Here is a 23,200-nt window from a genome sequence, read left to right as displayed (position 1 = left end):
CCTCAGGCGTCGGTGGTAAACGGAATCGGTGAAGACGGCGCCAGACCGCCACGGCACTTGAGCACCCGTAGCTGACGCGGTCGTACATCGATGGCGATGCGCAAGGCAGCGGGCGACGGGTTGACCGCGGCGTATTGCCCACGGCAGGCAAAGGCCAGGGTTTCCCCGGTTTCCGCCGCCACTTGCAGACGGCGCAAGGCACGGTCATCGACCTTGTTCGGCCAACACAGCACCGCGCCACAACTGCCCGAACGCAGGCACTGCTCCACGGCCCACAATGCGTCGCGTTCACTGGCTTCGATCACCGACAACTGCCGCAGATCGACACCAGCCGCCTGCCAGGCCTGGGGATACGGCACATGAGGCGGCGCCACCAGCACGATGCGCTCGCCACTGTCGGCCAGCCGCGCAAGGGTCGGCCACAGCAGGCGCAACTCGCCGCTGCCATTGGCGGGAATCAGGATTTCGGTCAGCGCCGCAGGCGGCCATCCGCCCATGGGCAACGCCGCGTCGAGCAAGGCATGGCCGGTGGGTTGCGCGGCCACCGGCTGAACCTCGGGGCGCCCTTTCCAGACCCGACGCTCGTCCAGCAGCGCGTTTAGGCTGACCACCGCGCCCATCATTCTCGGCGCACCAGGCCGCAGAACACGCCTTCGATGGCGAAGTCCTGATCGGGACGCACGACGATGGGCGCATAAGCGGGGTTACGCGGCATCAGGCGGAAGGTGTCATGGCCGCGCTCAAGGCGCTTGATGGTCACCTCGCCGTCGAGCCGGGCCACGACGATCTGTCCATCCCGGGCCTCGGCACTTTGCAGGATGCCGACCAGATCGCCGTCGAAAATGCCGTCCTCGATCATCGAGTCGCCTTTGACCCGCAGCAGGTAATCGGGGATGCGCAGGAAGGTGCGGCTGTCGAGGGTGAAGGTGTCGTGGATGTCGATATCGGGACCGATCGGCGCCCCGGCGGCGACGCGACCCAGCACCGGAATTTCCAGCATGTGTGCGCGCGGCCTGTTCTCCACCAGACGAATGCCCCGCGCCTGATTGGCCGTGACCTCAATAAAACCGGCTTCGGTCAGCGCCACGATGTGCTTGCGCGCCACGCTGCGCGAAGCAAATCCAAAGGCTTCGGAGATTTCCGCCAGGCTCGGTGGCTGGCCATTCTGGGCGATGCGATCCCGAATGAAGGTCAGGATGGCAGAGCGTTTGGGAGATAAAGTCGTCATGGAGCACATTTGTACTCTTTTCGGACAATTCTGGCTAGGGCCGTTTATCCAGAGGCAGCGTCTTACAGACAAAGGTGACTTCAGAGTGAGGAACCGAAGGCCGCGGCACGGTCATGGCGTATGCTCTGGAGAACCGCGCCCGCCACTGTGCAGTCTTGGAGTCCCAGCATGAATACACTGCCCGGCTTGTGCGCTCTGCTGCTGACCCTCGGTTGCGCCTCGGCGACGGCCGAGGACTGGAAGCTGGCCAAGGTCGAAGATGGCATCAAGGTTTACCTGAACCGTTCACCCACTTCGCAATACCAGAGTTTTCGCGGCGTAGCGCTGATCAAGGCCGACGTGGCAACGCTCAGCCACCTGCAAGAGAACCTGACCATTGCGTGCAAATGGCTGTACGCCTGCGACGACATGCGCCTGTTGAAAGTCGATGGCGACAGCACCTTCGTCTACCTGACCACCGCCCTGCCCTGGCCCGCCAATACACGGGACATGGTGCTTAAGGTGCAGACCGAACAGGCCGGCGACGGCAGCGTGATACGCCATTTGAGTGCGGTGAATGGCATGGAGCCGATCGTGCCGGGAATGATTCGTGTCGAACAACTGCAAGGCGTGTGGCAGATGGTGCCCAAGGGTGAGCGGGAAACAGAGGTGACGTATCAACTGCAAGCCGAACCCGCCGGGGACATTCCCTCATGGCTGGCAAATCGATTCGTGATCGATGCGCCCATGGTGACGCTCAAAACCTTGCGCGCGGTCGCTGAGCGTCAAGGCGGGCATGCTGCGGACAGCGATCTCCCGTAGGGCAGAAACAGGAAATGTCCTGGCAGAAGCAGGCATGGTCATCTCCGTTGTTCGTTTTTATGCGGCAAGGCGGATGAGTCTAGAACAGCGATGCCTGAGTGGGCGTGCCAGGATTCGCGGGCTTTGCCGATCGCTGAGGCATGCCGCCTTCCAGGGTCAGCAGCAGTTCCTTGGCGGCCAGGCCACCGGCAAACCCGGTCAGCGCGCCGGAACGGCCAATCACACGATGACAAGGCGCGACGATGGAGATCGGGTTCTTGCCATTGGCGGCACCGACCGCACGGACAGCGGCCGGGTTGCCGATCTGGAGGGCAATATCCAGGTAGCTGCGGGTTTCGCCAAAAGGGATGGTCAGTAAAGCGCGCCAGACTTTTTTCTGAAACTCGGTGCCGTGGAAGTCCAGCGCCAGATCGAACCGGTGACGGGTCCCGGCAAAATACTCAGCCAGTTGCTGTTCGGCCTGATCGAGGATCTCGCTGCCCTGATCCTCGTTCATGTCACCCAGCAAGACGCGATTGGGACGGTCGTTTTCCCAGAGAATGGCCGCGAGAAAAGGACCTTTTGCGATCAGTTTCAACTGACCGACCGGCGATTCGATGAAGCGATAGGTGAAGGTCATGAGGGCTCCTTGTCGAGCGTCGACCGGGCCTCTCAGACATTTGAGGCGGGCCGGCATGTGCCCATAGTAACCGCGGTGGTTATCGCGGCCATCCCGTTCTTGCGATCAAATTCGGACTCAACCGCCCTTGGCCTTGCCCGCGACGTCCGCCGCCGAATTCCAGATGTGCATCGCCGCGTAAGCGCGCCAAGGCTTCCACGCCTCGGCCCGCACTTTATGCAGCGCCAGCCGCGTGAGGCTAGGGTCGTGCTGGGTCATGAGGTTCATCAGCACCAGGTCCGATGCGGGCCAGGCATCGGGGTCGCGCCAGGCGCGCATGGCGATGTACTCGACCGTCCACGGGCCAATGCCCGGCATCGCCAGCAACTGACGACGCAGTTGTGCGACCTCATCGCCATGGCTGACATTCAGCGAAATCTCGCCACTGGCGACGGCGGCGGCCACCCGCTGCAGCGTTTCAACCCGTTTGCCGGGCATGCCGATCTTGTCCAGATCGACGCGCGCCAGTGCATCCGGCGTAGGGAACCGCCAGGCAAGCTGTTCGACGGGGCTTTCAGGCACCTGCACGCCCGCGCGCTGCACCAGACGCCCGACGATGGTGGTCGCGCCCTTGACGCTCACCTGTTGCCCGACGATGGTCCGCACCACCAGCTCAAACCCCGAAAAAGCGCCTGGCACGCGCAGCCCCGGACGCTTCTGCACCAACGACGCCAGCCAAGGGTCAACCGACAGGCAGCGGTCGATGTCATCCGGCGCCGCGTACAGGTCGAACATGTGCGAGATCGGCTCGACCAGGTCGTCGATGTGCCGACTGACCTCGCCATGCACCGTCGCGATCAGGTGATCCTGCGAAGGCGCCATCGCCACCGAGAGCGTGCCGACGCTGCCTTTGAACTCGATATTGCGCAGGTACACGCCCTCAACCACTGCCTCAACCCCGGCCGTCATCCGCGCCGCGAAGAAGTTGAGCATGCGTTGCCAGTCGAAGGGCGGTTTGAACGGGAGGTTGCGGGAAGCCTGGAGGTGGGATGTTTCGAGCATGGGGAAGCCAGAGAGTGTTCGACCGGCTGAACGCTAGCGCAGTCTCGGGCCAAATACAAAACCTGCAGGCGCCCTCAAGACGCGGAGCGTGGGAACTATCAACAACAGGCGTGGGGCGTCCAGAGGGCTACCACGCGGAGCGTGGGAACGATCAACCTGTGAAGAACGAAAGGCGTTTGAGAAAACGACAGCGCGTCATCACGTTGGACACCCCACCGACCCGTCATTCAGATTCTGCTTGTAGTTCTCGTACTGCAGCGTGGCTTTGCCGTTGTTCCATTTCAGCGTCAGCACCAGCACGGAGTCGAAGTCATCGCCCGTCCAGTCCTTGACCAGTTTGAGGTCCTTGCCGGAGGCCTCTTGGGCGACCTTGTTGATCAACTCCGGCAGGTAACCGTGGGACCAGGCGGTGTAGATCGTGGCGTCGTGGTATTTGTCGCGCATGAACTCATCGGCCAGGTCCGTAGTGTCATTGGCCGCGAAGTCGATATTGACCGGCAGGCCCAGCTTGATCGCGCTCGGCCCGACGGTCATCAGGGGGCGAAGGTAGCTGTAGGAATGGTCACCTACGCCCTCTTCCACATGCCGGCTCGGGTTGGCGGCGAAGATGAAATCGGCTTTGCCGAAGGTCTTCGGCAACACCGTGGAAAGGTCGATGGCGCGGTTCAGGCCTTGGCAGTTCAATTGCCCCAAGCCCATATCGGGTTTTTCGGCGTGCCGCAGGAAAACGAGGGTCTGAGTGCCGTTCTTGGGTTCTGCATGAACGCCCTTGCCCACGGTGAACCAGAACACCGCTGAGCAGATGAGCAAAAAGGGCAACAGAAAATACGCGAAACGCTGGAGCACGTGAGAGGCAGAGGGTGATTTGAAAAAGGTCATAATGGCCCGGGTTCTGATGGTGCATGAGGGGCGGTTTCGCCCTGAGCAACGTCCCTGTGAACTGGCAATTGGCTAACGAATGCAGGCTAGCGAAGCTTTATGTCCGTATGAAGAATGATCATCAGATGGGAAACAGCGTCAGAGGTTGCACGCAACCTGCTGATTTATCGTATTAATCGCCGAACGGTATGTAAGCGGATGTATCAGGGTCAGGGTTACGCGACGGCTTCGCGCCCCCTGTAACGGCTGCAAACGACGGCGCTCACCACCACCGCCAGGCCCGCCACGCTGTACACCCAAGAGGGTGAGGCGATGGGCAGCAACACCCCGGCCAGCAAGGGACCGACACCTGCACCAACATCACGCCAAACGGCATTGCCGGCCAGCGCCTGAACTCGCCCCGCGCCCGGATTGCGCTCCGCGACCAGCGTGGTCACCAACGGCAGTTGCAACGCGCGCAAGATCAAGACACCTCCCGCACCCAGAATCAGCCAGTGAAACCCAAAGGCTGTGAGCGCCAGCGTGGTCAGCCCGGAAAACACCACCAGCATGCGCACGGCCCCAAACGCATCGGCTGCACGCCCGCCCAATGGGCTGAGCAGCATCTCCGAGACATACCGCAGCGCCAGCAGGACGCCCGCAATGAACACCGCGTTGCCGCCGAGCACCGATTGCGCCTGCAAGGACAGGCCGAAAATGAACAACCCGTCCAGCGCCACGCCTTCGATGAAGGACCACATCGCGATGCTGTCAGGCGCCTTGAATCGGCGTCCGCCCGGGCTGGGCATCGCATGGGGAATCTTCGGCAATCCCTTGGCGATGAACAACCCGGCCAACGAGAAGAACGCCAGAATCAGGAAAATCAACCGGGGACCGAAATGCAGGCTGATCAAGGCGCCAATCGGCAGCGCCAGCATGGGTCCGATTGCGATGATCGCCCGCGAGGTCCCTGAGCGGCGTGCAGCGCCACCGGGCTCGGAGGTCGCCAGCGCCTGGGTCGAGAGGTTCAGCGCGCCGAACGTCAGGCCCCACCCCAAGCGCAGGATCAGCAACCACCAGAACCCGGAAATGAACGAATTGCCCAGCGCACACAGTGCTGACACCACAGCCGCCAGCATCACTGTCGGGCGATCACCGTGTTTGGCGTAGAACCGCACCACGTAGCTGTAGCCGAAGATGCGCACCAACCGATTGGCCGCCAACAGGATCCCCGCTTCCGGCAGGCTGATGCCGAACGCATCAGCGTTCATCGGCAGCAGCAGATACAGCAAGACATCGCTGGGCAGGCACAGGCTGAGAACGGTCGCCGAACGGCGTGAAGCGGAATCGGCATCTCGAGCGGCGACAGACATGCGCGGAAAGATCCTGTAACACGTTGAGAGCCGCAGCATGAACAGCGGCAGCGCAACTGACAACCTTTGATCGGGGAATTCTCTAAAAAACACGACGCGTCCTGCGCAGATGTCTGTCCTGCAACAGCCATTCAGCAGCCCTGTTGACCGGGCAACTTTCCCGCCCTGGGAGAAACAGCCACAAGCACGGTTTTCCGCAGGAAACCTGCTCATGGCACAGAGCCTGCAATATTCCAATAACGCAGGCTGACTCGCGCTGACTGCTGAATTCGACATAAGCAGCCCTGTGCAGCTTCCGCCTCTTTCGAATGGAAATCATCCCATGAGCACCTTTCCTCGCTTGCCCACATCCCTGAAGCTGCTGGCTGCGGCACTGACCCTGACGCTTGGGCCTCTGGCTCAGGCCGCTGAGACGCCACCTGCCGAGGTCCATCTGGACTACGCCTACTATTCACCCGTCAGCCTGGTGCTCAAGCATTTCGGCTGGCTGGAGAACGCATTGCCCGATACCAAAGTCAGCTGGGTTTTCAGTCAGGGCAGCAACCGCTCGCTGGAGTACCTGAACAGCGGCGGCGTTGATTTCGCCTCGTCTGCCAGCCTTTCTGCGGTGCTGGCGCGCGCCAACGGCAGTCCGATCAAATCGGTGTATGTCTACAGCCGCGCCGAATGGACAGCGTTGGTGGTGCGCAAGGACTCCACCCTCAAGAGCGTTGCCGACCTCAAGGGTAAGAAGATCGCCGCCACCAAGGGCACTGACCCTTACCTGTTCACCCTGCGCGCCTTGCAGCAGGCGAAACTGACCAAAGACGATGTCGAGCTGCTGCACCTGCAACACCCGGATGGCCGCATCGCGCTGGAAAAAGGCGACGTCGACGCCTGGGCCGGCCTTGACCCTCACATGGCCGCCAGTGAAATCCAGGCCGGTTCGCGCCTGCTTTACCGCAACAAGGACTTCAACAGCTATGGCGTTGTCAGCGTGACCGAGCGCTATGCCAAGGAACACCCGGAGGCGATCAAGACAGTGATCGCGGCCTACGAAAAAGCCCGCGAATGGGCGCTGAATAATCCGGATGAGTTTGCCCGGTTGCTGGCGACCGAATCGGGCCTGCCGCTGGACGTCGCCAGGCTGCAACTGACTCGCACCGACATCACCCGCCCACAGCTCACCGACAAGGACGTGACGGCGTCGAAAGGCGCCGCGCCGATCCTGGTGTCCGAGGAGCTGGTGCGCAAGGGTACGGACGTTGGCCACGTCATCGACGAGCTGATAGCGCCAGACTTTGGCAAGGCCGTGATCGGCAAAACCATTGCCGAGAAGCCATGAACAGTTCCAGGGTCGAAACGTTGAAGGCTGACGAGGCTCAACCTGCGCGCCAGCCTGTGCGCCTGCCCACGCGATGGCGCACCCGACTCAAAGGCCTGGCCGTGCCGGTGGCGATTCTGGTGTTGCTGGAAATCGTCGTGCGCATAGGCTGGGTGCAGTCGTATCAAATGCCCGCGCCCAGCGAAATCGCCGCCACCCTGACCGACCTTGCCGACGGCGCCTTGTGGAAGCACATCGGCGCCAGCCTGATTCGCGTACTCAGCGGGTTCGCCATCGGCGCCAGCCTTGCGCTGATGTTCGCGGCCTGGGTGGGGCTGAGCCGCGAGGCCGAAGCCTATCTGGAGCCGACGTTTGCCGGCCTGCGATCCATTCCGAGCCTGGCGTGGGTGCCGCTGCTGCTCTTGTGGCTGGGGATCGGTGAGACGTCCAAGATCGTGCTGATTGCCATCGGTGCGTTCTTTCCCGTGTACCTGAACGGCGTGGCGGCGATACGCGGCATTGATCGCAAGCTGGTCGAAGTGGGTCGGATGTACCGGTTCAGTCAACGGCAGATGATCGTTCATCTGTTCTTGCCGGCCGCCCTGCCCGGCCTTTTTACCGGCCTGCGCTCAGGGCTGAGCCTGGCCTGGATGTTTCTGGTGGCGGCGGAACTGATCGCCGCCACCAAGGGGCTGGGGTATCTGCTCAGTGATGGCCGGGAAACGTCACGCCCGGACATTGTGCTGGCAGCAATTATTGTGCTGGCGTTGTTGAGCAAATTGACCGACGGCGTGCTGGCGATGCTGGAAAAACGCTTTCTGGCATGGCGCGATACGTTCAAGGGGAATCATTGATCTCGCAAATAATGCAGAAACCTGTGGGCGTGAGCTTGCTCGCGATGGGAGTGTTCCAATCGATGAACACGCGTGGGCAGTACCGGCCCCTTCGTAAGCAAGCTCACTCCTACGGAAAACCCTGTTCACGCCTGGCATCCACCCTCTGAACCCACCCACCTTTCATCCGATCCGGAGTTGACGACGCACTCGCTTTGGTGTTTCCTGAAACCGGTTTCAGAGCCGAACACGCTTTCCGCAAAAGCCTGCTGATAAATCCAATAAGGGTCAGGCCATGAACAGTATTCCGACACCGGCGCGTGCCCGCGTCACCATGAACGATGTCGCCGACATGGCCGGCGTGTCCAAAGCCAGCGTCTCGCGCTTCATCGGCGAAGACCGGCAATTGCTGTCCGAAGCCATTGCCCAGCGCATCGAACACGCCATCGAAACCCTCGGTTATCGCCCCAATCAGATGGCGCGCGGCCTCAAGCGTGGCCGTACCCGCTTGATCGGCATGCTGGTCGCAGACATCCGCAACCCCTATTCCATTGCCGTCATGCACGGCGTCGAAACCGCCTGCCGTAAACACGGCTACAGCCTGGTGGTGTGCAACACCGACCGCGATGACGAACAGGAACGCCTGCATCTGGCGGCACTGCGTTCGTACAACATCGAAGGCCTGATCGTGAACACCCTTGGCCACCATCTGGACGAATTGCGCGAACTGCACCGCGAACTGCCGATGGTGCTGGTGGATCGCAAGGTCGATCAACTGCAAAGCGATCTCGTGGGCCTGAACAATATCTCTGCGGTGAACCAGGCTCTCGACCACCTCCAGCAATCGGGGTATCGCGACCTCCTCATGGTCACCGAACCGCAGGATGGCACCAGTTCGCGGATCGAGCGCGTCGATGCCTTCAAGGCCGGTATCGCCCGGCGCGCCGGCATGCGCGGTCAGGTGCGCGAGACCGGTGACAGCTTGCGCGATCACCTTCGTGAGTTCCTTGCCCAGACCGGTCATGGCCCTAAAGCCCTGTTCACCGGCAACGGCGTCGCGACCCTGAACACAACCCGTCAGCTGCATGATCTGGGCTGCCATCTGTTCGATGACATCGGCTTGATCGCCCTGGACGAACTGGATTGGTACCCGTTGGTGGGCGGCGGGATTACTGCCCTGGCGCAACCGACCCACGACATCGGCGTGACCGCCTTCGAGTGCCTGCTCGGGCGGCTGCGCGGTGATCTGGATGCCGTGAAAACCTATGACTTCCCGGCGCAACTGATTGTGCGCGGCTCCACGCGACAGCGACCCTGAACGCCCCTTTTTGATACCGCAGGTCTTCACGCCTGCCGATTTGAAGAACTTTCCTCGGGCGCCCCCGCTCGAACAAAAATGAAACCGGTTTCAGAGGACAATAACAATGAGCCGATTCCCCGTTGCCATCAGCCTGGGCGCCTTCGGTGCCGACTTCGTCCGCGAGCGCGGCCAAGCAAGTTTCATCCCGCTTCTGGTAGAAGCAGGCGTCACGCGCATCGAACTGCGCGAAGAACTCTTCAACGGTCGCGAAGACCTTGCAGCCCTCGGCGAAGCCATTCGCGCACAAGGTCTGGAATGCCTGTATTCGGCACCGCTGGAGCTCTGGCTTGAAGGGCAGCGTCAACCCAACCCGGCGCTGGAACCGACGCTGCAACGCGCATCGGCGTGTGGCGCTGCATGGCTCAAGGTGTCGCTCGGGCATTTGACCGAGGACAGTGACGTCGCCGCCCTCGCCGACCGTCTGGCCCGTTACGACCTGCACCTTCTGGTGGAGAACGACCAAACGCCACAAGGCGGTCGCATCGGGCCTCTCACCGACTTCTTCGCCCGCGTCGATGCGTTGCAGATGCCCATTGGCATGACCTTCGACATCGGCAACTGGATGTGGCAGGACCAATCGGCCTCCAGCGCCGCTCGCCAGTTGGGCCGTTTCGTCGAATACGTGCACTGCAAAGCCGTGGTGCGCAACCCGGCGGGCAAATTGATTGCCGTGCCGCCTGCGCCAACCGATCTGCATCAGTGGGAGCAATTGCTCAAACACATGCCCAGCGGCTTGCCCCGGGCCGTCGAATACCCGCTGCAAGGCGAGGACCTGCTGGAGGTGACACGCACCCAGGTTGACGCCCTCGCCCGACTTGGCCAACCGCTTGTTCAACCTGCTACTGAGGCCTTGAGCCATGTCTGAGATCGATATCCTTTGCTTCGGCGAAACCATGACCATGCTGGTCGCCGAGCAGACCGGCGACCTGGCTCAGGTTCGTCATTTCGAAAAGCGCATTGCCGGCGCCGACAGCAACGTTGCCATTGGCTTGTCCCGACTGGGCTTCAAGGTCGCGTGGCTGAGCCGCGTGGGCAACGACTCCATGGGCCGCTTCGTCACCGACAGCCTGCAACAGGAAGGCGTCGATTGCAGCCATGTGACGGTCGATAACGGCCACCCCACCGGGTTTCAATTCAAATCGCTGGAACTCGAAGGCGCTGACCCCGTGGTCGAGTACTTCCGCCGTGGCTCGGCCGCCAGTCACCTCTCGGTCAACGACATCGTGCCGGAGCTGCTCAAGGCCCGGCACCTGCACGCCACCGGGATTCCCGCCGCCCTGTCCGACACCTGCCGGGAGCTGTCGCATGTGCTGATGACGCAGATGCGCGATGCCGGACGCAGCGTGTCGTTCGACCCCAATCTGCGGCCTTCGCTGTGGTCAAGCCAGGCGACGATGATTCGTGAGATCAACCGTCTCGCCAGCCTGGCGCACTGGGTGATGCCGGGCATGGCCGAAGGTGAACTGTTGACGGGCTACGACACCCCGGCCGACATCGCCAGGTTCTATCTGGACATGGGCGTGGAAGCGGTGGTGATCAAACTCGGCGCCAAAGGCGCGTATTACCGCACCCAACTCAATGAAGCGTTCGTGCCCGGCGTGCCGGTGGCCAAGGTCATCGACACGGTCGGTGCGGGTGACGGCTTCGCGGTCGGCGTCATCAGCGCGCTGCTGGAAAACCTGGGTTTCGATCAAGCAACGGCCCGTGGCAACTGGGTCGGCAGCCAAGCGGTGCAGAGCCGTGGCGACATGGAGGGTCTGCCGACCCGCGCCGCGTTGCAAGCCGCCGAACTGAACCCGACATTGCGACGACAGACCGCCTGATCCCCCCGTTTATTGCGTGCACACACTGTTCCCCTTCACCTGCTGCGACAAAAACAACATGCTCAGGGAGCCTGAAATGGAAAAGCTACTCGAAACCGTCAAGCACGCCGGCCTCAAACGTCGCTGGCTGCTGATCATGCCGATCGTCTTCATCACCTACAGCCTGGCCTATCTGGACCGCGCCAACTATGGCTTTGCCGCAGCCTCGGGCATGGCGGAAGACCTGCACATCACACCGGGTATGTCGTCATTGCTGGGGGCCTTGTTCTTCCTCGGCTACTTCTTCTTCCAGGTCCCGGGCGCCATCTACGCGCAGAAGAAGAGCGTGAAGAAGCTAATCTTCGTCAGCCTGATTCTCTGGGGCGGCCTCGCGACCCTGACCGGTATCGTTTCCAACGCCTACATGCTGATCGGCATCCGCTTCATGCTCGGGGTGGTCGAGGCCGCCGTGATGCCCGCCATGCTGGTGTACCTCTGCTACTGGTTCACCAAGGCCGAACGCTCGCGCGCCAACACCGTGTTGATCCTCGGTAACCCGGTGACCATGCTCTGGATGTCGGTGGTGTCGGGTTATCTGGTGGCACACTTCAGCTGGCGCTGGATGTTTATCGTCGAAGGCCTGCCTGCCGTCATCTGGGCGTTTATCTGGTGGCGTCTGGTGGACGAGCGTCCCGCGCAGGCCAAATGGCTGACCGAGGAAGAGAAGACCGAACTGCAAGCGCGTCTGGACGCCGAACAGGTCGGCATCAAGCCGGTGAAGAACTACGCCGAAGCCTTCCGTTCGCCGAAAGTCTTGCTGTTGGCCGCTCAGTATTTCTGCTGGAGCATCGGCGTATACGGCTTCGTGCTGTGGCTGCCAACGATCCTCAAGAAAGGCATGCAGATGAACATGGTCGAAGCCGGCTGGTTGTCCGCATTGCCTTATCTGGCGGCGGTGATCGGCATGGTGCTGGTGTCATGGGCCTCGGACAAACTGCAAAAACGCAAACTCTTCGTCTGGCCGCCGCTGCTGCTGGCTGCCGTGGCGTTCTACGGCTCTTACGCACTGGGCACCGACCACTTCTGGTGGTCCTACGCCCTGCTGGTGATCGCCGGGGCCTGCATGTACGCGCCTTACGGCCCGTTCTTCGCCATCGTGCCGGAAATCCTTCCGGCCAACGTGGCCGGTGGTGCCATGGCATTGATCAACAGCCTCGGCGCACTGGGTTCGTTCGCAGGCTCTTATCTGGTGGGTTACCTCAACGGCGTCACCGGCACGCTGAGCGCGTCCTACCTGTTCATGAGCGGCGCGTTGCTGGTGTCGGTCGTATTGACCTTATTGCTCAAGCCGGACAACGCCGCAAAGCAGGTGCTCGATGAATCGACGGTTCGTCGCACGCCCGCGCACCCCTGATCTGGAAATCATTCGATGAAAAAGCACGTTGTTCTTTATAAAAAGCTGTCGGCGCCCCTGATGGAGCGCCTGCAGGCGTACGCCGAGGTCACGTTGATCGAGGATCCGAAAAGCGCAGGTGGCGTGGCCCGCCTGCGCGACGCCCTGCCCCAGGCTGACGGTCTGCTGGGCGCCAGCCTTAAGCTCGACGCGCAACTGCTCGATCTGGCGCCGCAGCTCAAAGCGGTGTCCAGTGTCTCCGTGGGGGTCGACAACTACGACATCGACGACCTCACCCGACGGGGCATCCTGTTGAGCAACACCCCGGACGTCCTGACCGAAACCACGGCCGACACCGGGTTTGCGCTGATCATGGCCACGGCCCGTCGTGTGGTGGAACTGGCCACGATGGTGCGCAATGGCGAATGGACGCAGAACATCGGCCCGGCCCATTTCGGCACCGATGTTCACGGCAAGACGCTCGGTATTGTCGGCATGGGAAGGATCGGTGAAGCCGTGGCACAGCGCGGCCACTTTGGTTTCGGCATGCCGGTGCTCTATCACAGCCACTCGCCCAAGCCGGCCGTCGAAGCGCGTTTCAATGCGCAGTACCGCAGCCTCGACGCACTGCTGCAAGAAGCCGACTTCGTCTGCCTGACCGTGCCGCTGACCGCTGAAACCGAAGGTCTGATCGGTGCAGAGCAATTTGCCCGGATGCGCCCCGAGACGATCTTCATCAACATCGCGCGGGGCAAAGTGGTGGATGAGCAGGCCATGATCCACGCGCTGCAGACGGGACAGATTCGCGCGGCAGGCCTCGACGTGTTCGAGAGTGAGCCGCTGCAGACGGACTCCCCGTTGTTGCAACTGGACAACGTGGTAGCGACCCCGCACATGGGATCGGCCACGCACGAAACCCGCGAGGCGATGGCGCGTTGTGCCGTGGAAAACATGATCAGTGCGTTAAGCGGCGAACGACCGAAGGACCTGGTGAACAAGGAAGCCTGGAAACACGCCTGACCATTTCCGGCGGTGGCCAGGCGATGGCGATCAACTCAAACCTTGAACCGCGTCACCATTGCCTTCAGGTCCACCGCCAGGCGCGACAGTTCATGGCTGGCCGCGCTGGTCTGGTTAGCCCCTGCCGCCGTCTGCGCGGCCAGGTCACGAATGTTCACCAGATTGCGGTCCACTTCACGCGACACCTGCGCCTGCTCTTCCGAAGCGCTGGCGATCACCAGGTTGCGCTCGTTGATCTGAGAGATCGCCTCGGTAATGAGCTCCAGCGCGTCGCCCGCCGAACTGGCCAGGCCCAACGTGGTGCGCGTGCTGTCCGTGTTACGTGACATCGATTGCACCGCGTCGCCCGTCCGGGTCTGAATACCCGCCACCATTTGCTCGATTTCGGTGGTGGATTGCGCCGTACGGTGGGCCAGTGCACGGACCTCATCGGCCACCACCGCAAAGCCACGCCCCGCCTCGCCCGCCCGTGCGGCTTCGATCGCGGCGTTGAGCGCCAACAGATTGGTCTGCTCGGCGATCGAACGAATCACATCAAGCACCTTGCCAATGTCGCGGCCCTGCTCCGCCAGGCCTTCCACTAACCCCGTGGTCGCCTGAATCTGCTGAGTCATGTCCTGAATCGACTTGACCGTTTCCACCACCCGGTCACGCCCCTTGCGCGCGGTCTGGTTGGACTGCTGCGAGGCTTCAGAGGTCGACACCGCGTTGCGTGCCACTTCTTCCACGGCCGCGGTCATCTCGTTGACCGCTGTGGCCGCCTGTTCGATTTCATTGTTTTGCTGCTGCAATCCGCGGGACGATTCTTCAGTCACCGCGCTCAGTTCCTCGGCGGCCGACGCCAGCTGGGTGGCAGAGCCGGAGATCAGCTCGAGGGTCTTGCGCAAGTTCTGTTGCATGGTCGCCAGCGCCTTCAACAACTGCGAGGCCTCGTCCTTGCCGTCCACTTCAATCGGTCGGGTCAGATCACCGCCAGCAATCTCTTCGGCAACCCGCACCGCTCTAGACAGCGGGTTGACGATACTTTTAGTCAGCAACCAGGCCAACAAGATGGTCATGAGTGCGGCAATAACCGAGACGGATATAACGCCGACATTGGCCCCATCATATTGTTGTTGGGAAACAACCGCCGCGTCGCCGGCGCTCTTCTTGTTAATGGCAATGAGCTGATTAAGCTGGACACCCATAAGGTCGGTGGCGTCTTTCATACGGGTGTTGATCAAGTTGCGCATCTCTTCCATTTTTTCCTGACGCGACAAGTCCAGTACTTGCGCCTGCACATCAAGAAAGGTTGCCAGCGTCGCTTCGAACTGACGATAGACCGTGAGTTCTTCGCCGTCGGCAGGTAACACGGCGTAGTTTTTCTTCGCGTCCTGCAACTTGCCGATCAACTCGGCAATGCGCCCTTCGGTCTCGCGCAGCGCTGCAGGCTCGCGATTGACCAGCGTGCGAAAGGACGTAATGCGCAGGCGCAAGGTGTTTTCCAGCATGTTGCCCAGGTACCCCACGCTGGGCAGCTGATTGGTTTCAATGTCGGTGGTGGCCTGTCGAATCACCGCCATGCGATTGAGAGAGAAAAAGCCCAACCCGATCACCAGCACGGCGATGAAGGCGAACCCCAGGAATGCGCGAGGCGCGATGTTCATGTTTCTAATCGACATGGAATGTCTCTCTTCAAAGATCCGGCTGAGGCGTCCATGCGTAAATCAGGCACTCGAGACTTGAGTTCGTCTCGTTAGTAAAGGGTGGCCGTCCTGTCACACGGAAGTTGATGTCTTGGCGGCCACCTGATCTTCTATCGGCAGAGGACAATCATTTATTCAGTCGACTTTGAAGTTATTTTGAAACGGATGTTTTGCTGGATCCCATTTGGCGCAGTAAAACGTTTGCGTGTTAAGCGCGTGTAACACCTCCCTTAAAAGCTGTTCTTTTATAGGGGCATTACACGTGGCGAATGCCCCCGCGATCAGATCAGATGCAGAGGGGGAAACCTCGAATACTGGCCGTGTGCCTTATTTTGAAATAACGATTCAGTGGTCAGTCGTTTTGATTAATCGGATATAACGGAGTTTGACCGATATCAAAGAAACATAAATTTTTTACGGCTGTAGGATTTTTTTCTCATACCTGTCAGAAGTCGGTGCTACCTTTAGCTGACTCGTGAACTGTGGATCCATGATCCGGCGAACGCGGTATTTACAAGATGCATCGTTGTGCTCTGGCACACGCGTTGCGACGTTCCCGGCACCGACACACAGACACTTTTTCCTGCCCTGCGGAGCTCTGGATTTGCTCGATTGAACGAGGTAGGCCCCATGAACAAAGTCACGTTTCCAAACGCCTGTCAGCTGATGCGCTGGCATTTCCACCCGGTGGGCTTCGAAGCCAACATGGACGCGCCCAGCAGTATGGTTGCGCGTCTGTTCGACCGCGCCAGCGGCGAGACGGTGATCGCGATCGCGGGGATTCCCTGCCAGACGGTCATGAACGCCATGGACGTGGAGCGCATCATCGAGGCCATTGAACTCGAGCTGGAAACCTTCGTTCCGCAGCAGACGCTCTACCTCAATCAAGCCTGACATCTGCGGCACGATGCCGTTCTAGCCGTTTGACCCGATGATGACAACTGTCGACGGGCCTAACGGCTACAGCCATCAATGCCCCACATCACTGAGATGATCCAGCCCCGCCAGCATCAACTCGTGCCGGCGAATCGTGTCCAGGCTGGCCTGTGACTCCGACAGGCCAGGCACCGCGTGCCACACCACGAAGTCACGTTGCACATCAAGAAACAGAAAGTAGTCGTTGAACAGTTCCGCCTGGGAGAAACGCCTCTCCAAGGCATCTCGCAGCTGTTCGGGACGTAACGCCCGACCTTCGATGTGCAAAGCGATGCCCCAATCGCGGTGCTCGCGTCGGCTGACGAAGGCCACTCCGGTCGCCACCGGCCAGATTGCCGCGCGTTCGGCCGCGACGTGGGCGTAGAACGCCGCCTTTTCCGATACCCGAATCATGCTCAATCCTTTAATGGCACAACGGTGAAATCCAGTTCGTGATCCCGCTCGTCCAGGCCCTGGCGCATGTCGGGGGGCCACCAGATCACCAGCTCGCGATCATTGGAGTCCGGGCGCTTGCAGGCATACCCCGAACACCCCGAATGGCTCGCACAACCCGTCAGGGTGGCGAACAGCACGAGCAGGAAGACGTAAACGCGCGCGGTCATCGTGTTGCCCCCTTGAGCAGCGAAGGTCGGTTCTGTCTGGCTTTGGTCGACACCTGCGGCTGGCGCAAGGCGATATAGATTTCACTCTCCGCGCCCGGTTGCAACCAGGCGCGTGGCCAGGCGCTGACGCCCATCACCCAACGCCCGCCGCATCGGCTCTCATCGATGCGAACCGGCTTGCTGGTGGTGTTGCGGGCCACGACGACGGCAATGCCCCAGTCTTTTTTCGAGAACCACTGCGACCGCTGTTTATCCAGCACCAGACCCTCACCCGGATCGCACAGGCTGTCGGCCTCGAACGGCAGCGCCTCGCCGCTGCTGAATCCCACGGGCGCCACGCCGTCCAGCAGTTGGGTAAACACGCTCTGCACATCGCCACGGGTGGGCGCTTCGCCGCCGTCGCGACGTTGCTGGATACGCTTCATCTGGTCATCGACATCGTGCGGGTTACTGATTTCGACATAGCGCGACGGGTTGACCTGATCGCCAATCAAACGCGGCGTGAGAATAAACAAGCGCTCGCGCTGGTTGAGCTCGCGATTGCGCGATTGAAACAGCAACTTGCCAATGACCGGAATGTCCCCCAGCAACGGGATCTTGTGGACCTTGTCGGTGGTTTCCAGCCCGTGAAAACCACCGATCACCAACGAGCCGTGTTCGGCGATCACCGCCTGGGTGCTGACATTGCCCTTGCGCACCGCAGGCTGGTCTTCGTTGATCTGCGAGGTGTCGATCTGGCCGTCTTCGATGTCGACGATCAGTTGCACTTGAGACTTGCCGCCCTTGTCCAGCGAGCGCGGGATGACCTGCAGACTGGTGCCTGCGGTGATCGGTTGAATATCGGCGACCCGCTCCGAGGTGGCGGTGAGGTATTCGGTGCGACTGAAGTCGATCACCGCCGGTTGGTTTTCCAGGGTCAGGATCGATGGGTTGCCGATCACCGAGGCGGCCCCGTTACCTTCCAGCGCGTGCAGGTCGGCGGCGAACTTCCCGGCGTCCTGGATGAACAAGGTGGAACCGCTGCCCTGCTCGAACAGGTTGGCGCCGCCACTGACGCTGCCGGCATTGAAATTCCAGCGGCTGGACAATTGCGCCAGCTCGTTGCGGTCGATGTCGAGGATGACCGCGTCGATTTCGATCAGGTTGCGCGGCGTGTCGAGTTGCTTCACCAACTTCTGGTACATCGCCTTGCGCTTGGGCAAGTCATAGATCAACACCGAGTTATTGCGCACGTCGGCGCTCACCCGGATTTTCGAACGGCTGCTGGAACCGCCCGACGAACCCGCGCGTTTGCCACTGGCACCCAGTACCCGATCCAGCCCTTGCTCAAGCGCGCCGGTATCAAACCCACCACTGTCCAGACCGCCATAGTTCAAACCCACGGCGTTGTTGCCGCCGGTCATGCCGCTGGCGGTGCCGCCCCGGCCTTGTAAAAGACTCACGCCATTGATCGTCTCACCCCGGGAGCGGCTTTCCAGCAGTTCCTGAAGAATACTGGCGACGCCGGCCACGGTGAGCTGTTGGTCGCGGTAGCGAATGGTGCGATCGGCGGCGTTGGCGTATTTGAGCGGCAACACCACGATGTCCTGTTTCTCGGCCTTTTCCGGCGCTTCAACCTTCTTGCTGTAAGTGCGCACAAAGTCGACGTATTTGGCCGGTCCGCGCACCAGCACCACGCCTTCGTCGGGTAAGGCACCCCAGCCAAAACGCTTGTCCAGCAACCCGACGTCGGACAACGCCTGTTGCAGGTCGTCGACCGCCTCGGGCGACACTTCGATGCGCGCCGAGGTCTGTTCACGGGTGGGGCTGATGTACAGGGTTTCGTTGTACACGAACCACTGGAAATGGTGCTCCTGGCCCAATCGGTCGAGGAATTCCTGCGGGTTCTGGGCGCGGATACGGCCATCGAGCGTGCCTTGAATCGGCGCCATGTCCAGTCCGATACCGAACTCCTTGGCGAAATCGCCCAGCGCCGTCGCCAGATCGGTCTGCCGCGCGTCATAGGCATACGCTGTGTGTTTCCAGGCGTCGGGCACCGCCGCCAGGGCGGGCGCCGTCACGCCGATCATCAGCAAAGGCAACCACATTAAGGCCTTGCGCATTTCACACTCCTGGTTGCCAGGTATTGAGGGTGGCGCGGGGCGAGGCCGTGGCCGTCGCGTTGCGCATTGAGGTCTGCATGAGGCTCAGCATGGCCGCACGCTGGTTGGCCAGACTTTCCAGACGATCGAGCAGCCGGTCAGGGGTGCAGGGATCCGGCAGCCAGCTGAGCAGCACGACACAACGTGTTTCGGGGTCCATGCCCAGCGCACCGTCGCAGGCACAGGCGACGCTGGCGCCGCCCTGATTGAGCAAGGCATCGAGACGCTGCGGGTCGCTGCCGTCGTAGGGGTCCAGCAGATCGAGGCTCAGACGAACGCCCTCCCCGTGCACGGACAAACGCGCGTTGGCGTCGTCGATCCAGCAGTCCAGCGGTGTAAGCGGACGACGCTCACACCACTGAACGAGGATCGCCGTGAAGTCACTGAACGCCATCGATGATTGCTTTGGTGATGCCGTGTTTGGCGCGCAGCCCCTCGTTGAGGATCATGTTCGCCACGTTGGTCTGCTGGGAGGCATCGTTGAAGGCGCGCATGTCTTCCAGAGAACCGCTGTCGGAAGCCGCCTCTGCGGCATCGTCCATATGGCTCTGGGCGCGGGTGAAGGAATGGTCGAGGTGGTTTTGCAGGGATTTGAAACTGATCATGCGGCAACTCCAACGGAAGGGTTCATTCCCTGAGTGGAAGCTGCCCACGCTCCGGTTCCATCCGCGGGCGCATAAACCGTGAGCCCGGATTCAGGAACGATCATTCGTCGCCGCAGGCGCCCAGCAACCCCCTGCGCAGGCTCGACCACTCGATATCGAACGCGCCATTGGCGTCACTCAAACGCAAGCTCTGCGGGGCGAGCGAGGGGTCAGCCTTGAGTTGCCAGTGCTCGGCAAACCGACTCTGCGCCAGCCATTGCCTGAGGTCATCGAGCATGTCGGGAGGCGCACCAAGCGTCGCCTGCGCTCCACAGGTCTGGCTGTCCGCCAGATTTCTCACCAGGGCGCGGGTGCGTTCGGCCAGCGTGCTCTCATCCAGCAACCGCGCGAGCGTGCTGTTCAGCAACCCCTCCACGGCCACCATCGATTCGCGCTCAAGGGCTTGGCGTTGCTGATTCAGGCCTTGCAGAAAGTGATTGGCGCTCGCCCAGAACTGGCCAAGCGCTTCGTCTTTTTCCTGCTGAGCCTGATGCCGGGCCTCCTCCAGGATCAAAGCGGCTTCGCGGCGGGCGTTGCTCAACACCTCGGCGGCCCGTTGGGTATCGGCAATGTCCTCACGTCGCAGGAGCGGTTCAACGAGCACCGCGGACGGCGACAGGACAAGGCGGCGTTTGGTGAGCATAGGGGCATTCCTGAAAGGGTCGCGAGGCTTGGACTCAAGGCGTCATGACGCGCCACAGCACTGACTGCCAGAGTGTTTGCAGTTTGTTAGACGGCATGTTGGTGGTTGCGGGTTGCACTGCGTGGGGCGGCCAGCTCAGGCGCAAGCGCGACCAGCAATGCTCACCGACCCAAGCGGCCAGCAGCAGGCGCGGATCGTCGAGTGTCGGGTCCAGCCATGCGCCCGGCCTCAGCGCCTTGGCCACCGCCCGGCACCAGCCTTCGTGTGCCGACGCAACGCTTGGCGCGTTGGCATCGCCCACGGATGTGAGGCAAATACGGGCAGCCAGGTGCAGCGCCTGCTGCTGTTGATCCGCCGTGAGTGCCAACCATTGCAGTACCGCATCGACAGGGGCCGGAGGCTGACCAGGTTCGACGTGCGCACTGTGTAAAAAGGCGTTGTGACGGCCGTGTGGTGCGTCAATCCGATCGTCTTCAGGCAACCCGTTAAGCGCGAGGAACCGCGTTTTCCACGCCGGATGCGCCCACTCCCAGGGCGCACACCACCACTGAATCCAGCGCGCTTCGGTGGCGTGCATCACGCACGCACCGGCAAGCTCGAACGCTCACCGCGACGCAGGCCGATGCGCTGCAGCACCGCGGCTCGCCAATCGCCACGAATGCCCAGCACCAGCAACATGATCACCAGCAAGGCGGCGAATGGCACGGCCCAGAGCATGTTTTGCCAGAACCCGAGGTTGTCGCTGTCGATCAGAAACGGTCCGAAGTTGACCAGTCGTTCGGTGTCCTGAAACTCCGCCGCCGGCACGAATACGATGGCGAATTTCTTGGAGTCCAGAGGCTCGCCCGACATCCCGGGAATGCTGCTGGCGACCATCTGCTGAATGCGTCCGCGCACGCTGTCCGGATCCAGTGCTGGCGTGTGCTTGATGAACACGGCAGCCGACGCGGGTTGCACCGGTTCGCCCGGCGCAATGCGCTCCGGCAACACCACATGCACCCGTGCGACGATCACACCGTCGATCTGCGACAACGTCGCTTCAAGCTCTTGCGACAGCGCATAGATGTACCGAGCACGCTCTTCCAGCGGCGTGGAAATCACCCCTTCCTTTTTGAAGATTTCGCCCAGACTGGTGCGCGATCGTCTCGGCAAACCTGCGGCGTCCAGGATACGCACGGCACGGTTGATATCGCCCGTCGGGACGCTGATCACCACACCGGTCTTCTCGCTGCGCTTGCGCGCATCGATATGCTGATCGGCGAGACTGGCAATCACATCATTGGAGTCCTGCTCGGACAGACCGCTGAACAGGTCGGTTTCGTCACTGCAGCCACTGAGCAGCAACATCAGGCACAACAGACCCGCAGTCAGATACTTCACGTCAGACCTCTATTGCAGGTTGGTCAGCTTGTCGAGCGCCTGCGCGCTCTTGTTCACGACCTTGGTCGTCAACGCCATTTGCAACGAGTACTGCGACAGCGAGCGGCTCATTTGGACAATCTCCATCGGATCGTCCGTTGTCGAGGCGTTTCTCATCTTGCGCACCGCTTGCTGAGAGAGCTTGTCAGTGGCGCCCAGCCGCTCGGACAAGGCACTGGCGATCTGCTCGGACAGATGGCTTTGCTGCAACGCCATGTCGGGACGCATGGCGGCATTGAACAGGTCGACATCCGCCTGCGAAGGCGTGCTCACCAATCCCTGATCCATGGACGGCTCAAGATCGGGGGATGACGATTTGAGTTGATTGATATGGGAAATGGTCACGGGTGATCTCCAGCAGACGGTGTCGATTATTTAGCGCGAAGCCTGACTGAGAAGATCAGGCGGCCTGGCGGGTGTCGCCCGCGCCCAACAGTGCAGAAACGATTGCCGTGGCCGCTTGAGCCAGGGTGTTCTGCAGGTCGTGTTGCGCGAACAGCGGATTGGGCTGACCGCCCGTGCCGCCGACGCCGCCACTGCCCGAACCACTGCCGCTTTGGCTGGCTTCCAGGCCTTTCTCAATCAGCCCGCCGAGCAGCTTGCCAAGGTCCTGTGTCACGCTGTTGCCAGAATTCCCTGGCTGCTGGGCATCATTGACCGGCGTACCTAGACCACCGCCGACGTTGTTGCCGTTGCCCAGGCTCGCGTTCATGCCTTGTTGCAGCAGGCCGCCCAGCAATTGACCCAGTTCCTGAGTCGGGTTGCCGCTGCCAGGCATTTCCAGGGTTGAAAGGCCGTTGGATAACGCATTGCTGTCCAGTGGACTGCCGCCGCCATTCTGTTGCTGCTCCAACTGACCGCCCAGCATGTCCAGCGCGGCACGGAAAGCACCGGTCTCTTTGCTGTCGAGGTAGTTGTCTTCCTTGAGTTCGTTCTTCCAGGAACCGGAATCCGGCGCCGGGAATTTGCTCGAATTCTGGTCCATGAACTGCGCGATCTTGTCCAGCAGCGGCATGTCGTCAGAGGAAAACTTCGTTCCATCACCCTGCTTGCTCAAAAGGTCATCCAACGACGCTTTACCCAGACCGTTGAGGACCTGAGACATCAGATCTGGCTTACCGGAACCCGCGCCACCGCCGAGCCCGAAATCGGCAGCAGCACCGAAGTTGTCGCCCAGTTTGTCTTTGATGACGGCGCTGAGGGCCGCCTTGATCATGTCGGGCGAGCCGCCGCCGAGCGAGGCCAACGGGTTCATCTTTTCCATTTGCTTACCGACCATTTTGCCCAGCGGCGAGTCCTGGTCGAGATGACCGTCCTTGGTCAGGGCCTGTGCGAGTTTGTCGATGACGTCCTTGAGCGACTGCGGGCCTTGCTGCCCACCGATGCCGCCGGTGGAGACGACCGTGCCGATATGCGCGCCCTGCAGCGGATTGATGTTGGCGTTGAGACTGATCATGAAACCTCCGTATTCAGGTGATTGCCCCCTTGATCAGGGGGCA

Annotated in this window: 26 protein-coding genes and 1 pseudogene; 9 read left to right on the top strand and 18 right to left on the bottom strand. The window is 61.3% G+C overall.

What is annotated here, in order from left to right:
* Nucleotides 1-2: 2 nt before the first annotated feature.
* Together imuA and lexA are read right to left on the bottom strand one after the other, a co-directional pair.
* Nucleotides 3-620 (bottom strand): translesion DNA synthesis-associated protein ImuA, encoded by a 618-nt coding sequence (imuA, locus tag BLS87_RS03015; protein ID WP_074750260.1) that lies wholly within the window; start codon nucleotides 618-620, stop codon nucleotides 3-5.
* A complete protein-coding gene (gene lexA / locus BLS87_RS03010) occupies nucleotides 620-1,237 on the bottom strand; it encodes a transcriptional repressor LexA (protein WP_074750034.1) in 618 nt (205 codons plus the stop codon). Before lexA ends, imuA begins: the two co-directional genes overlap by 1 nt.
* A gap of 159 nt (nucleotides 1,238-1,396) precedes the next feature.
* On the opposite strand from lexA, the gene BLS87_RS03005 reads away from it, so the two are divergent.
* Nucleotides 1,397-2,029 (top strand): START domain-containing protein, encoded by a 633-nt coding sequence (locus BLS87_RS03005; protein WP_074750032.1) that lies wholly within the window; start codon nucleotides 1,397-1,399, stop codon nucleotides 2,027-2,029.
* 79 nt (nucleotides 2,030-2,108) lie between these two features.
* Here the strand turns inward: BLS87_RS03005 and BLS87_RS03000 are convergent, their stop codons facing one another.
* The 4 genes from BLS87_RS03000 to BLS87_RS02985 form a co-directional block, all read right to left on the bottom strand.
* Nucleotides 2,109-2,648: a methylated-DNA--[protein]-cysteine S-methyltransferase gene (locus tag BLS87_RS03000; protein ID WP_074750030.1), complete on the bottom strand. Its 540-nt coding sequence runs from the start codon at nucleotides 2,646-2,648 to the stop codon at nucleotides 2,109-2,111.
* Between the two features lie 117 nt (nucleotides 2,649-2,765).
* Nucleotides 2,766-3,689: a DNA-3-methyladenine glycosylase family protein gene (locus BLS87_RS02995; protein ID WP_074750028.1), complete on the bottom strand. Its 924-nt coding sequence runs from the start codon at nucleotides 3,687-3,689 to the stop codon at nucleotides 2,766-2,768.
* A 198-nt stretch (nucleotides 3,690-3,887) separates the two neighbouring features.
* The gene (locus BLS87_RS02990) at nucleotides 3,888-4,568 is read right to left on the bottom strand and encodes a hypothetical protein (protein WP_074750026.1); all 681 of its coding nucleotides are present in this window, start codon (nucleotides 4,566-4,568) and stop codon (nucleotides 3,888-3,890) included.
* Nucleotides 4,569-4,783: 215 nt separating this feature from the next.
* Nucleotides 4,784-5,920, bottom strand: a complete 1,137-nt coding sequence (locus tag BLS87_RS02985; protein ID WP_074750024.1) for an MFS transporter — start codon at nucleotides 5,918-5,920, stop codon at nucleotides 4,784-4,786.
* Between the two features lie 322 nt (nucleotides 5,921-6,242).
* On the opposite strand from BLS87_RS02985, the gene BLS87_RS02980 reads away from it, so the two are divergent.
* From BLS87_RS02980 to BLS87_RS02950, 7 genes are all read left to right on the top strand, one after another.
* Nucleotides 6,243-7,244, top strand: coding sequence for an aliphatic sulfonate ABC transporter substrate-binding protein (locus BLS87_RS02980; RefSeq protein WP_074750022.1), 1,002 nt, complete (start codon nucleotides 6,243-6,245; stop codon nucleotides 7,242-7,244).
* Complete coding sequence (locus BLS87_RS02975) at nucleotides 7,241-8,077, top strand: ABC transporter permease (protein ID WP_074750020.1); 837 nt, start codon at nucleotides 7,241-7,243, stop codon at nucleotides 8,075-8,077. The genes BLS87_RS02980 and BLS87_RS02975 overlap by 4 nt, the downstream gene beginning before the upstream one ends.
* A 274-nt stretch (nucleotides 8,078-8,351) precedes the next feature.
* Nucleotides 8,352-9,374 carry a LacI family DNA-binding transcriptional regulator gene (locus BLS87_RS02970; RefSeq protein WP_074750018.1) on the top strand — a complete coding sequence of 341 codons (1,023 nt, stop codon included), beginning with the start codon at nucleotides 8,352-8,354 and terminating at the stop codon, nucleotides 9,372-9,374.
* A gap of 106 nt (nucleotides 9,375-9,480) precedes the next feature.
* Nucleotides 9,481-10,281 (top strand): sugar phosphate isomerase/epimerase family protein, encoded by an 801-nt coding sequence (locus BLS87_RS02965; protein WP_074750016.1) that lies wholly within the window; start codon nucleotides 9,481-9,483, stop codon nucleotides 10,279-10,281.
* On the top strand, nucleotides 10,274-11,239 hold the full coding sequence (locus BLS87_RS02960; protein ID WP_074750014.1) for a sugar kinase: 966 nt from the start codon (nucleotides 10,274-10,276) through the stop codon (nucleotides 11,237-11,239). The genes BLS87_RS02965 and BLS87_RS02960 overlap by 8 nt, the downstream gene beginning before the upstream one ends.
* A gap of 76 nt (nucleotides 11,240-11,315) precedes the next feature.
* Nucleotides 11,316-12,632, top strand: coding sequence for an MFS transporter (locus BLS87_RS02955; RefSeq protein WP_074750013.1), 1,317 nt, complete (start codon nucleotides 11,316-11,318; stop codon nucleotides 12,630-12,632).
* Nucleotides 12,633-12,647: 15 nt separating this feature from the next.
* On the top strand, nucleotides 12,648-13,631 hold the full coding sequence (locus tag BLS87_RS02950) for a 2-hydroxyacid dehydrogenase (RefSeq protein WP_074750011.1): 984 nt from the start codon (nucleotides 12,648-12,650) through the stop codon (nucleotides 13,629-13,631).
* Between the two features lie 35 nt (nucleotides 13,632-13,666).
* Here BLS87_RS02950 and BLS87_RS35065 read toward each other — a convergent pair whose 3' ends face one another.
* Both BLS87_RS35065 and BLS87_RS35060 read right to left on the bottom strand, forming a co-directional pair.
* Nucleotides 13,667-14,530 (bottom strand): methyl-accepting chemotaxis protein, encoded by an 864-nt coding sequence (locus BLS87_RS35065; protein ID WP_425262195.1) that lies wholly within the window; start codon nucleotides 14,528-14,530, stop codon nucleotides 13,667-13,669.
* Nucleotides 14,525-15,277: pseudogene (locus tag BLS87_RS35060) on the bottom strand (MCP four helix bundle domain-containing protein); the annotation flags it as partial. The gene BLS87_RS35065 and the pseudogene BLS87_RS35060, both read right to left, overlap by 6 nt.
* A 651-nt stretch (nucleotides 15,278-15,928) precedes the next feature.
* Here BLS87_RS35060 and BLS87_RS02940 point away from each other — a divergent pair.
* Nucleotides 15,929-16,210 (top strand): DUF1652 domain-containing protein, encoded by a 282-nt coding sequence (locus tag BLS87_RS02940; protein ID WP_074750007.1) that lies wholly within the window; start codon nucleotides 15,929-15,931, stop codon nucleotides 16,208-16,210.
* Between the two features lie 75 nt (nucleotides 16,211-16,285).
* Here the strand turns inward: BLS87_RS02940 and BLS87_RS02935 are convergent, their stop codons facing one another.
* From BLS87_RS02935 to BLS87_RS02890, 10 genes are all read right to left on the bottom strand, one after another.
* Nucleotides 16,286-16,645 carry a type III secretion protein HrpV gene (locus BLS87_RS02935; RefSeq protein WP_074750005.1) on the bottom strand — a complete coding sequence of 120 codons (360 nt, stop codon included), beginning with the start codon at nucleotides 16,643-16,645 and terminating at the stop codon, nucleotides 16,286-16,288.
* Nucleotides 16,646-16,647: 2 nt separating this feature from the next.
* Nucleotides 16,648-16,854 (bottom strand): HrpT family type III secretion system protein, encoded by a 207-nt coding sequence (gene hrpT, locus BLS87_RS02930; protein WP_062389021.1) that lies wholly within the window; start codon nucleotides 16,852-16,854, stop codon nucleotides 16,648-16,650.
* On the bottom strand, nucleotides 16,851-18,956 hold the full coding sequence (sctC, locus tag BLS87_RS02925) for a type III secretion system outer membrane ring subunit SctC (RefSeq protein ID WP_074750003.1): 2,106 nt from the start codon (nucleotides 18,954-18,956) through the stop codon (nucleotides 16,851-16,853). The genes hrpT and sctC overlap by 4 nt, the downstream gene beginning before the upstream one ends.
* Before the next feature lies 1 nt (nucleotide 18,957).
* The gene (locus BLS87_RS02920; protein ID WP_074750001.1) at nucleotides 18,958-19,389 is read right to left on the bottom strand and encodes a type III secretion protein; all 432 of its coding nucleotides are present in this window, start codon (nucleotides 19,387-19,389) and stop codon (nucleotides 18,958-18,960) included.
* Nucleotides 19,376-19,600, bottom strand: coding sequence for a type III secretion protein (locus BLS87_RS02915; RefSeq protein WP_074749999.1), 225 nt, complete (start codon nucleotides 19,598-19,600; stop codon nucleotides 19,376-19,378). The genes BLS87_RS02920 and BLS87_RS02915 overlap by 14 nt, the downstream gene beginning before the upstream one ends.
* A gap of 100 nt (nucleotides 19,601-19,700) precedes the next feature.
* Nucleotides 19,701-20,282 (bottom strand): type III secretion system stator protein SctL, encoded by a 582-nt coding sequence (sctL, locus tag BLS87_RS02910; protein ID WP_074749997.1) that lies wholly within the window; start codon nucleotides 20,280-20,282, stop codon nucleotides 19,701-19,703.
* Nucleotides 20,283-20,316: 34 nt separating this feature from the next.
* Entirely contained in the window at nucleotides 20,317-20,859 is a 543-nt protein-coding gene (locus BLS87_RS02905) for a hypothetical protein (RefSeq protein ID WP_074749995.1), read from the bottom strand.
* Nucleotides 20,859-21,662 carry a type III secretion system inner membrane ring lipoprotein SctJ gene (sctJ, locus tag BLS87_RS02900; protein WP_074749993.1) on the bottom strand — a complete coding sequence of 268 codons (804 nt, stop codon included), beginning with the start codon at nucleotides 21,660-21,662 and terminating at the stop codon, nucleotides 20,859-20,861. Before sctJ ends, BLS87_RS02905 begins: the two co-directional genes overlap by 1 nt.
* A 9-nt stretch (nucleotides 21,663-21,671) precedes the next feature.
* Nucleotides 21,672-22,046, bottom strand: a complete 375-nt coding sequence (gene sctI, locus BLS87_RS02895; protein ID WP_074749991.1) for a type III secretion system inner rod subunit SctI — start codon at nucleotides 22,044-22,046, stop codon at nucleotides 21,672-21,674.
* Between the two features lie 55 nt (nucleotides 22,047-22,101).
* On the bottom strand, nucleotides 22,102-23,157 hold the full coding sequence (locus BLS87_RS02890) for a harpin HrpZ family protein (RefSeq protein WP_074749989.1): 1,056 nt from the start codon (nucleotides 23,155-23,157) through the stop codon (nucleotides 22,102-22,104).
* Nucleotides 23,158-23,200: the final 43 nt, after the last annotated feature.

This window comes from Pseudomonas abietaniphila (assembly GCF_900100795.1).
Taxonomy (GTDB): Bacteria; Pseudomonadota; Gammaproteobacteria; order Pseudomonadales; family Pseudomonadaceae; genus Aquipseudomonas; species Aquipseudomonas abietaniphila.
The sequence above is the reverse complement of the archived record's forward strand: the minus strand, read 5'-3'. Positions and strand labels throughout refer to the sequence as shown.

Coding starts and splice junctions, on each gene's coding strand:
- BLS87_RS02985 (WP_074750024.1), bottom strand. CDS start 5,920: ATGTCTGTCGCCGCTCGAGATGCCGATTCCGCTTCACGCCGTTCGGCG.
- BLS87_RS02955 (WP_074750013.1), top strand. CDS start 11,316: ATGGAAAAGCTACTCGAAACCGTCAAGCACGCCGGCCTCAAACGTCGC.
- hrpT (WP_062389021.1), bottom strand. CDS start 16,854: ATGACCGCGCGCGTTTACGTCTTCCTGCTCGTGCTGTTCGCCACCCTG.
- BLS87_RS02990 (WP_074750026.1), bottom strand. CDS start 4,568: ATGACCTTTTTCAAATCACCCTCTGCCTCTCACGTGCTCCAGCGTTTC.
- imuA (WP_074750260.1), bottom strand. CDS start 620: ATGGGCGCGGTGGTCAGCCTAAACGCGCTGCTGGACGAGCGTCGGGTC.
- sctL (WP_074749997.1), bottom strand. CDS start 20,282: ATGCTCACCAAACGCCGCCTTGTCCTGTCGCCGTCCGCGGTGCTCGTT.
- BLS87_RS02995 (WP_074750028.1), bottom strand. CDS start 3,689: ATGCTCGAAACATCCCACCTCCAGGCTTCCCGCAACCTCCCGTTCAAA.
- BLS87_RS02965 (WP_074750016.1), top strand. CDS start 9,481: ATGAGCCGATTCCCCGTTGCCATCAGCCTGGGCGCCTTCGGTGCCGAC.
- BLS87_RS02975 (WP_074750020.1), top strand. CDS start 7,241: ATGAACAGTTCCAGGGTCGAAACGTTGAAGGCTGACGAGGCTCAACCT.
- BLS87_RS02935 (WP_074750005.1), bottom strand. CDS start 16,645: ATGATTCGGGTATCGGAAAAGGCGGCGTTCTACGCCCACGTCGCGGCC.
- BLS87_RS03000 (WP_074750030.1), bottom strand. CDS start 2,648: ATGACCTTCACCTATCGCTTCATCGAATCGCCGGTCGGTCAGTTGAAA.
- BLS87_RS02950 (WP_074750011.1), top strand. CDS start 12,648: ATGAAAAAGCACGTTGTTCTTTATAAAAAGCTGTCGGCGCCCCTGATG.
- sctC (WP_074750003.1), bottom strand. CDS start 18,956: ATGCGCAAGGCCTTAATGTGGTTGCCTTTGCTGATGATCGGCGTGACG.
- BLS87_RS03005 (WP_074750032.1), top strand. CDS start 1,397: ATGAATACACTGCCCGGCTTGTGCGCTCTGCTGCTGACCCTCGGTTGC.
- BLS87_RS02960 (WP_074750014.1), top strand. CDS start 10,274: ATGTCTGAGATCGATATCCTTTGCTTCGGCGAAACCATGACCATGCTG.
- BLS87_RS02890 (WP_074749989.1), bottom strand. CDS start 23,157: ATGATCAGTCTCAACGCCAACATCAATCCGCTGCAGGGCGCGCATATC.
- BLS87_RS02905 (WP_074749995.1), bottom strand. CDS start 20,859: ATGCACGCCACCGAAGCGCGCTGGATTCAGTGGTGGTGTGCGCCCTGG.
- BLS87_RS35065 (WP_425262195.1), bottom strand. CDS start 14,530: ATGCAACAGAACTTGCGCAAGACCCTCGAGCTGATCTCCGGCTCTGCC.
- BLS87_RS02920 (WP_074750001.1), bottom strand. CDS start 19,389: ATGGCGTTCAGTGACTTCACGGCGATCCTCGTTCAGTGGTGTGAGCGT.
- lexA (WP_074750034.1), bottom strand. CDS start 1,237: ATGTGCTCCATGACGACTTTATCTCCCAAACGCTCTGCCATCCTGACC.
- BLS87_RS02980 (WP_074750022.1), top strand. CDS start 6,243: ATGAGCACCTTTCCTCGCTTGCCCACATCCCTGAAGCTGCTGGCTGCG.
- BLS87_RS02970 (WP_074750018.1), top strand. CDS start 8,352: ATGAACAGTATTCCGACACCGGCGCGTGCCCGCGTCACCATGAACGAT.
- BLS87_RS02915 (WP_074749999.1), bottom strand. CDS start 19,600: ATGATCAGTTTCAAATCCCTGCAAAACCACCTCGACCATTCCTTCACC.